The following is a 7,909-nucleotide window of genomic DNA, read 5'->3' on the forward strand; positions in this document are numbered from 1 at the left end:
AGGGTGTCGAACGCGACCGGGCCGTGGGTGAGCGCCGCGCCGCGGGCGGCCATGCCGAGCTCCTCCAGCACGTCCTGCGCGGTCTCCACCAGCTTGGCGCCCTGCCGGATCAGCAGGTGGCAGCCCTTGGACAGCGGCGCGTGGATCGAGCCGGGCATGGCGTAGACCTCGCGGCCGAGCTCGGCGGCCAGCCGCGCGGTGATCAGCGAGCCCGAGCGCGCCGCCGCCTCCACCACCAGCACGCCGCGCGCCAGCGCGGCGATGATGCGGTTGCGCTGCGGGAAATGCTGGCTGCGCGGCGCGGTGCCGAGCGGGAATTCGCTGACGATGGCGCCGGCGCCGGCAATGCGGTGCGCCAGCGCGCGGTGGCGCGCGGGGTAGACCACGTCGACGCCGGTGCCGATCACCGCCACGGTGCCGCCAGGGCCGGCCAGCGCGCCGTCATGGGCGGCGCCGTCGATGCCCAGCGCCAGTCCCGACACCACCGCCAGCCCGGCCCGCGACAGCGCGCCGGCGAAGCGCCGCGCGTCCTCCGCGCCCTGCACGGTGGCGTTGCGCGCGCCCACCATCGCCACGGCGGCGCGGGCCAGCAGGTCGAGCCGGCCCTTGACGTACAGCAGCGGGGGCGGATCGGCCAGGTCGAGCAGCGCGCGCGGGTAGGCCGCGTCGGCCAGCGTGAGCACGTGGTTGCCGGGTTCGGCCGCCCATGCCGCGGTGCGCCCGGCCAGCGCCAGCGTGGCGGCGTCCGGCGGCGCCAGCAGCGCGCGGACATGGCGGGCGGGCACGACCCGCGACAGGGTGGCGGCATCGAGCGCGAACAGCTGCTGCGGCAGCCCGAACGCGGCCAGCAACTGCCGCACGGCGGCCTTGCCGAGGCCGGGGACGCGCGTGAGCCGCAGCCAGGCCGCGATCTCGGCGGCGTCCGCCGTGGTGGCCGCGGTCGTCGAGGCCGCGCCCGCTGCCGTGCGTGCCGTCAACGCGGGGACGTGATGCGGTCGCCCACCTCGATCGAGTTCGAGGCATCGGTGACCAGGGCGTAGGCCACGCCCGGAAACACCCGGAACACGAAGGCCAGCCCGTAGCGCTCGTCGGGCAGCTGGACCTTGCGGTTGCCGTCGGTAGCGTCGCGCACCACCTGCCCGGCGCGCGACAGCGCCACCACGTGGCCGGGCTCCAGGCCCGCGGCGCCGCCGAGGTTGAGCACGATCACCTGCTTGGCGCCGCCGAACTGCACGCCGCCGTAGACCGCCGCGATGCGGCCGTCGACCAGCATGTCGGGCGCGTGCGGGATGTAGCGCACCGGCTCGCGCGCGGGCTGGGGCATCAGCAGCGTGCCGGTGCCCATTTCCTGCTGCGCCTGCGTGACCTGCACCGTGGTGACGGCCTCGAAGCCTTCGGGCGGGCGCGACACGCGCACGTTGCCCTGGTATTCGGCCTCGAACGCCAGCACGCGGCCGCTGGCCGGGTCGCGGATCGGCTTGACCGGCTTGAAGGCCTGCCAGTCGCTGCCGACCACGGCCTCGGGCGGGGAGATGCCGCGCACGTAGGCGGTGTCGCCCATGCCGAGGTAGACGCGCGGCTCGGGCAGGGCAATGATGCGCGCGGAGGTGGCCAGCGTGCCTTCGTCCACCACCTGCGGGCGGATCAGGAAGGGCTCGATGTCCTTGGCGGGAATGCTGGCGATGGCGCCGTCGGGCCCGCCCTCGCCGCGCACCGCGGGCGTGAGGCGGACCGTGTCGCCGTCGGCGGGCGTGGTGGAGAGCCAGGCGCGGCCGTCGCGCTGAATCAGGTACAGCACCTGGCCCGGGTAGATCAGGTGCGGGTTGCGGATCTGCTGCCGGTTCATGCCCCACAGCTCGGGCCAGCGCCACGGCTGGCGCAGGAAACGCCCGGAGATGCCCCACAGCGTGTCGCCGCCGCGCACCACGTACTGGGGAGGCGCGTCCGCGGCCAGGTCGGCGGCGGGGATGCCCTGCTGCGCGGTGGCCTGGGCCTGCGCCTGCTGGGCCGGCGTGACCGGAGTGATCGCGCGCCCGGTGGCCTGCGCCGCCGCGCCCGCGGCGGCAGTGATGCCAGCCGCACACAACATCCAACGGGCAAACGCGTACTGCCTGCGGCGGGGCGCCGCCTGGTGTTCTTTGGTAAGATCGCGCATTTTCTCGAACCGGCTGGCAGAACAGCCGGATTGACCCTGGAGAGCGTGCCTGCTGCGGCGCGCCTTGAATTTTTGTACTTGCGCCCCGATTCTGCATGTAAACACCCGTCGCCGCAACGCGGGCCACATGTGTGAGCAGTGGGCGTTGCGCCCCAGCATCATGGCCAAACTCGACATCCTGACCTACCCCGATCCCCGCCTGCATATCGTGGCAAAACCGGTTGCCGCGGTGGACGACCGCATCCGCCAGCTGGTGCAGGACATGGCCGAGACCATGTACGAAGCGCCCGGCATCGGCCTGGCCGCGACCCAGGTCAACGTGCACGAGCAGGTGGTGGTGATCGACATCTCCGAGACCCGCGACGAGCTGCGCGTGTTCATCAACCCGGAAATCGTCTGGGCCAGCGACAACCGCAAGGTGTGGGAAGAGGGCTGCCTGTCGGTGCCCGAGGTCTACGACCGCGTGGAGCGCCCGGACCGCGTGCGCGTGCGCGCGCTCAACGAGAAGGGCGAGACCTTCGAGCTGGACGCGGACGAGCTGCTGGCGGTGTGCATCCAGCACGAGATGGACCACCTCAAGGGCAAGGTGTTCGTGGAATACCTGTCGCCGCTCAAGATCCAGCGCATCAAGTCCAAGCTGCACAAGCGCGAGCGCGCGCGCATGTAGTTCGCATGCAGCGCCGGCACCGCGTGCCGCTCTGCTATCGTATTGCCTTCCCCATGATTCCCCCGCCGGCCGCTGATGCGGCCGGCGCCGCTTTACGCCGGAGCGCTCCATGACAGACGTGTCCCAACCCGCCAGCCCGTCCGCGGCGCTGCGCGTCGCCTTCGCCGGCACGCCCGAGTTCGCCCGCGTGGCGCTGGCCGCCATCCACGAGGCCGGCTTCCCGGTGGTGGCCGTGCTCAGCCAGCCGGACCGCCCGGCCGGGCGCGGCCTGCAACTGCAGGCCGGCCCGGTCAAGCAGTACGCGCTGGAGCAGGGTCTCGCGCCGGTGCTGCAGCCGCGCTCCCTGCGCCGCCACGGCAAGTACCCGGAAGAAGCCGGCGCCGCCGTCGACACGCTCGCGCGGATCGCGCCGGACGTGATGGTGGTGGCCGCCTACGGCCTGATCCTGCCGGCCGAGGTGCTGGCGCTGCCGCGCCTGGGCTGCCTCAACATCCACGGCTCGCTGCTGCCGCGCTGGCGCGGCGCGGCGCCGATCCACCGCGCCATCGAGGCCGGCGACGCCGAGACCGGCATCACGCTGATGCAGATGGACGAAGGCCTGGATACCGGCGCCATGCTGACCCGCGCAGCGGTGCCCATCGGCCCGCGCGACACCACCGCCACGCTGCACGACACGCTGGCCGCGCTGGGCGGGCGCATGGTGGTGGACGCGCTGCGCCGGCTGGCCGCGGGCGAGCGCCTGCCGGCCACGCCGCAGCCGGCCGCGGGCGTCACCTACGCCGAGAAGATCGGCAAGGACGAAGCTCCGCTGGACCTGCGCCGCGCGGCCACCGCGCTGGCCGCGCAGGTGCGCGCGTTCAATCCCTTCCCGGGCGCCACGCTGCAGGTCGGCCCGACCGTCATCAAGTGCTGGCAGGCCGAGGCGCTGCCGGGCCAGGCCACCGATCATGCCGGCCACGAGCCGGGCACGGTGCTGGCCGCCGATGCCGCCGGCGTGGTGATCGCCTGCGGCGACGGCGCGCTGCGCGTGACCGAGCTGCAGAAGCCGGGCGGGCGCCGCCTGCCGGCCCAGGCGTTCCTGCAAGGCATGCCGCTGCCGCCGGGCACACGCTGCGCCTTGCCCGAAGCCGGCGCATGATGCCGCCGATGCCGTCCATGCCGCGCCGTCGTTTCGCGCGCGCCGTCGTTTCCGTTCCCGCCAGGAGGCCACGATGCGTCGGCGCGGTGTTCCTGCCCGATGTGACACCGGACCCGGATACCGCCTGCATCGTCGGGCGCCGCGCAGAGTGGCCGGCGTGGTCTCGGCGCCGCGCCTGAAGTGCTGGCTGGACCGCTTCGTCGGCGTCGCCTTCACCGGGCCGGGCGCGCGCCCGGCGCCGATGCTGCGCTGGCCCCGCTGCCTGAAAAACAGGCAGCGGGCGGTTGAATTCCGGCTGCGGGATACTATCTAAAGATCACCATGCCGGGTTTGCCGGACATGGCCGGCCCGGCCTTCCGCACCGTGCCGCGGAACCGCTTGCGGAACTGACTTCTTCGGAGCCAAGGCAATGTTCAACTGGGTCAAGACCTTCATGCTGATGGCCGCCATCACGGCGCTGTTCATCGTCATCGGCGGCATGATCGGTGGCCGCAGCGGCATGATGTTCGCGCTGGTGATGGCGCTGGGCATGAATTTCTTCTCGTACTGGTTCTCGGACAAGATGGTCCTGCGCATGTACAACGCGCAGGAGGTCGACGCCAGCACCGCGCCGCAGTTCTACCGCATGGTGCAGGAGCTGGCGCAGCGCGCCCAGCTGCCGATGCCGCGCGTGTACCTGATCAACGAGGACGCGCCCAACGCGTTCGCCACCGGCCGCAATCCGGAACATGCCGCGGTGGCGGCCACCACCGGCATCCTGCGCGTGCTGTCCGAGCGCGAGCTGCGCGGCGTGATGGCGCACGAGCTGGCCCACGTGCAGCACCGCGACATCCTGATCTCGACCATCGCCGCCACGATGGCCGGCGCCATCGCCGCGCTGGCCAACTTCGCCATGTTCTTCGGCGGGCGCGACCAGAACGGCAACCGCGCCAACCCGATCGCCAGCATCGCCGTGGCGATCCTGGCGCCGCTGGCGGCCTCGCTGATCCAGATGGCGATCTCGCGCGCGCGCGAATTCGAGGCCGACCGCGGCGGCGCCACCATCAGCGGCGACCCGCAGGCGCTGGCGATGGCGCTCGACAAGATCCACCGCTACGCGCAGGGCATCCCGTTCCAGACCGCGGAGGAACATCCCGCCACGGCGCAGATGATGATCATGAATCCGCTGTCGGGTGGCGGCATCGCCAACCTGTTCTCGACCCATCCGGCCACCGAGGAGCGCATCGCGCGGCTGATGCAGATGGCGCAGACCGGCACCTATCCGACTTGAAGCGGCCTGATTCGGCTTGAAGCGGCGCGATGCATCGGAGCCGTCCGATCCATCCGCTCCGTCCGATGGCGATCTGACCCGGCAGCCGGCAAAAAAGCCGGCCGCGGCCATACAAGGTAAACTGCCCGCCGTGCTTCCCCTGGAAACGGCGGGCAGTTCGTTTCCGGCCCCGCCCGGCCTGGCTGGCCCCGCCGCCAGCGCCCGCGGCGCGGCTGCCTGCTTTTTTTCGCGCCACCGCGTCACCGCGCCATCGCCTTACCGCTTCACTGCCCACTGTCATGCGCCTGCCACACGAATCCCTCGCCTTCCAGATGCTCGCCGCCGCGACTGCCGTGCGCGGCGTCAACGAAGGCAGCGCGCTGCCGCTGGCCATCGACAACGCCGCCGCGCAGTTCCGCCTCGACCGCGTGCGCGACGCCGCCACGCGCGGCGCGCTGCAGGACCTGGCCTACCGCACCATGCGCCAGTTCGGCACGGCGCGCGCGTTGGTCACGAAGCTGGTGACGCGCCCGCCCGGCGCGCAGGTGGATTCGCTGCTGGCGGTGGCGCTGGCGCTGCTGGTCGAGGACGAGCAGGGCGAGGGCGGCTATACCGAGTTCACGGTGGTGGACCAGGCCGTCAGCGCCGCCGCGTCCGAGCCGAAGACCGCGCACGCGCGCGGGCTGGTCAATGCGGTGCTGCGCCGTTTCCTGCGCGAGCGCCGCGCGCTGCTCGAGGACGTGCGCCGCGACGACGAGGCGCGCTGGAACCTGCCCGCGTGGTGGCTGAAGATGCTGCGCGACGCCTATCCCGGCGAGTGGGCCGCGCTGGCCGAAAGCGCCAACGTGCGCCCGCCGATGACCCTGCGCGTCAACACCGCGCGCGTCCCGGTGCCCGACTACCTCACGCGCGTGGCCAATGCCGGCATGGCGGGCACGGCCATCGGCACGCAGGCGGTGCGGCTGGTGCGCGCGTTCCCGGTGTCGCAGATTCCGGGGTTTGCCCAGGGCGACGTCTCGGTGCAGGACGCCGGCGCGCAGCTGGCCGCGCCGCTGCTGGAGCTGGCCGACGGCCAGCGCGTGCTCGACGCGTGCGCCGCGCCCGGCGGCAAGACCGGCCACATCCTGGAGCTGGCGCGCGTCGACGTGACCGCGCTCGAGAGCGATGCCCAGCGCGCCGCGCGCATCGACGAGAACCTCGCGCGCCTGGGCCGGCAGGCCAAGGTGGTGGTGGGCGACGCGAGCCGCCCGCAGGACTGGTGGGACGGCCAGCCGTTCGACCGCATCCTGGCCGACGTGCCATGCTCGGCCTCGGGCATCGTGCGCCGCCATCCGGACATCCGCTGGCTGCGCCGCGAGGTGGACATCGCGCGCCTGGTGACGGAGCAGCGGCGCATCGTTTCGCAGCTCTGGAACCTGCTCAAGCCGGGCGGCATCCTGGTCTACGTCACCTGTTCTATTTTCCCAACGGAGGGCGAGGAGCAGGCGCGCTGGTTTGGTGCACAGCTACCAGATGCGATACGATTGCAGGCGCCCGGCCAGATGCTGCCGGGCAGTAGAGAGCATGGAGCGCAGGCGGCCGGCGGCGGGAGTGCCAGCCGGGACAATCTGCCCTCCGATCACGATGGCTTCTTCTACGCGCGCTTCCAGAAACGACCCTGACCGCTCCCGACCGCTGCCAATGCCGAATCCGCTTCGCTTGTTCGTCCTTCGCGTCCCTGACGACAATGCGTGCGTATGCCTGGCGGCAGGCGGTCCCCGGCATGGTGCGCGCGGCGCGCGCGCCTGGCTCGCGTCGTGGTGGCTCGCCGCCATGTTCGCGCTGGCCGCGCTGCTGGCGCTGGCCGCGCTGCCGGGCACCGCGCGCGCCGACGTCATCGAGGTGACGGAAGCCCGCATCGAATACCAGGACGGCGGCTTCGACCTCGCCGCCAGCTTCGACTTCGACCTGCCGCCGCCGCTCGAGGATGCGCTCAACAAAGGCATCTCGCTCTATTTCGTGGTCGACTTCCAGCTCACGCGCCCGCGCTGGTACTGGTTCGACGAAAAGCCCGTCAACGCCAGCCGCAGCGTGCGGCTGTCCTACCATCCGCTCACGCGCCAGTACCGCGTGTCCACCGGCGGGCTGCAACTGCCGTTCACGCGCCTGAAGGGCGCGCTGCAGTTCATCCAGCGCGTGCGCGGCTGGCGCGTGTTCGACCGCGGCATGGTCAAGGCCGGCGAGACCTACCAGGCCGAGGCGCGCATGCGCCTGGACCTGACGCAGTTGCCCAAGCCGTTCCAGATCAACGCGGTCAACACGCGCGAGTGGAACCTCGCCTCCGAGTGGCGCCACTTCAATTTCACGGTGCCGACCGAGTACCCGCCATCGCCGCCACCCGCGCCGCCGGTGGTACCGGTGGTGCCGGTGGTGCCGGTGGTGCCGGTCCCGGTGCCGCCGCCCGCGCCAGCGCCCGCCTCGGCCGCGTCCGCGCCGGTGGCCGGCGAGACCCGCGCGGTACCGTTCGCGCAGACCGTGTCCACCGTGCTCTCGCCCACCACCCTGGTGCAGCCGGCCGCGAGCCAGCCATGATCGCCAGCACCAGCCTGTGGGACAGCCGCTTCCGGCGCGTGCTCTACCGCGTGGTGGCGGGCATCATCGTGTTCCTGGCGCTGGTGCTGGTGGCGCTGCTGGCCGGCGCCTCGGCCAACACGGAATTCT

At 72.2% G+C, this 7,909-nt stretch carries 7 protein-coding genes; 5 read left to right on the top strand and 2 right to left on the bottom strand.

All coding sequences use genetic code 11. The features are described from left to right. Together dprA and K206_RS44465 are read right to left on the bottom strand one after the other, a co-directional pair. The coding region (gene dprA, locus K206_RS44460; protein ID WP_020206585.1) for a DNA-processing protein DprA at positions 1-977 on the bottom strand (977 nt) is incomplete at its 3' end. Then, positions 974-2,155: a LysM peptidoglycan-binding domain-containing protein gene (locus tag K206_RS44465; RefSeq protein WP_029044369.1), complete on the bottom strand. Its 1,182-nt coding sequence runs from the start codon at positions 2,153-2,155 to the stop codon at positions 974-976. The genes dprA and K206_RS44465, both read right to left, overlap by 4 nt. A 160-nt stretch (positions 2,156-2,315) precedes the next feature. On the opposite strand from K206_RS44465, the gene def reads away from it, so the two are divergent. From def to K206_RS0133100, 5 genes are all read left to right on the top strand, one after another. Further along, positions 2,316-2,822, top strand: coding sequence for a peptide deformylase (def, locus tag K206_RS0133075; protein ID WP_029044370.1), 507 nt, complete (start codon positions 2,316-2,318; stop codon positions 2,820-2,822). Between the two features lie 109 nt (positions 2,823-2,931). Continuing rightward, positions 2,932-3,960: a methionyl-tRNA formyltransferase gene (gene fmt, locus K206_RS0133080; RefSeq protein ID WP_020206588.1), complete on the top strand. Its 1,029-nt coding sequence runs from the start codon at positions 2,932-2,934 to the stop codon at positions 3,958-3,960. 409 nt (positions 3,961-4,369) lie between these two features. Further along, positions 4,370-5,230 (top strand): zinc metalloprotease HtpX, encoded by an 861-nt coding sequence (htpX, locus tag K206_RS0133090; protein ID WP_020206590.1) that lies wholly within the window; start codon positions 4,370-4,372, stop codon positions 5,228-5,230. Between the two features lie 278 nt (positions 5,231-5,508). After that, on the top strand, positions 5,509-6,870 hold the full coding sequence (gene rsmB / locus K206_RS0133095; protein WP_020206591.1) for a 16S rRNA (cytosine(967)-C(5))-methyltransferase RsmB: 1,362 nt from the start codon (positions 5,509-5,511) through the stop codon (positions 6,868-6,870). Between the two features lie 151 nt (positions 6,871-7,021). Continuing rightward, the gene (locus K206_RS0133100; RefSeq protein ID WP_020206592.1) at positions 7,022-7,780 is read left to right on the top strand and encodes a DUF4390 domain-containing protein; all 759 of its coding nucleotides are present in this window, start codon (positions 7,022-7,024) and stop codon (positions 7,778-7,780) included. Positions 7,781-7,909 lie beyond the last annotated feature (129 nt).

Source organism: Cupriavidus sp. WS (assembly GCF_000395345.1).
GTDB lineage: Bacteria > Pseudomonadota > Gammaproteobacteria > Burkholderiales > Burkholderiaceae > Cupriavidus > Cupriavidus basilensis_B.

Coding starts and splice junctions, on each gene's coding strand:
- K206_RS44465 (WP_029044369.1), bottom strand. CDS start 2,155: ATGCGCGATCTTACCAAAGAACACCAGGCGGCGCCCCGCCGCAGGCAG.
- def (WP_029044370.1), top strand. CDS start 2,316: ATGGCCAAACTCGACATCCTGACCTACCCCGATCCCCGCCTGCATATC.
- fmt (WP_020206588.1), top strand. CDS start 2,932: ATGACAGACGTGTCCCAACCCGCCAGCCCGTCCGCGGCGCTGCGCGTC.
- htpX (WP_020206590.1), top strand. CDS start 4,370: ATGTTCAACTGGGTCAAGACCTTCATGCTGATGGCCGCCATCACGGCG.
- rsmB (WP_020206591.1), top strand. CDS start 5,509: ATGCGCCTGCCACACGAATCCCTCGCCTTCCAGATGCTCGCCGCCGCG.
- K206_RS0133100 (WP_020206592.1), top strand. CDS start 7,022: ATGTTCGCGCTGGCCGCGCTGCTGGCGCTGGCCGCGCTGCCGGGCACC.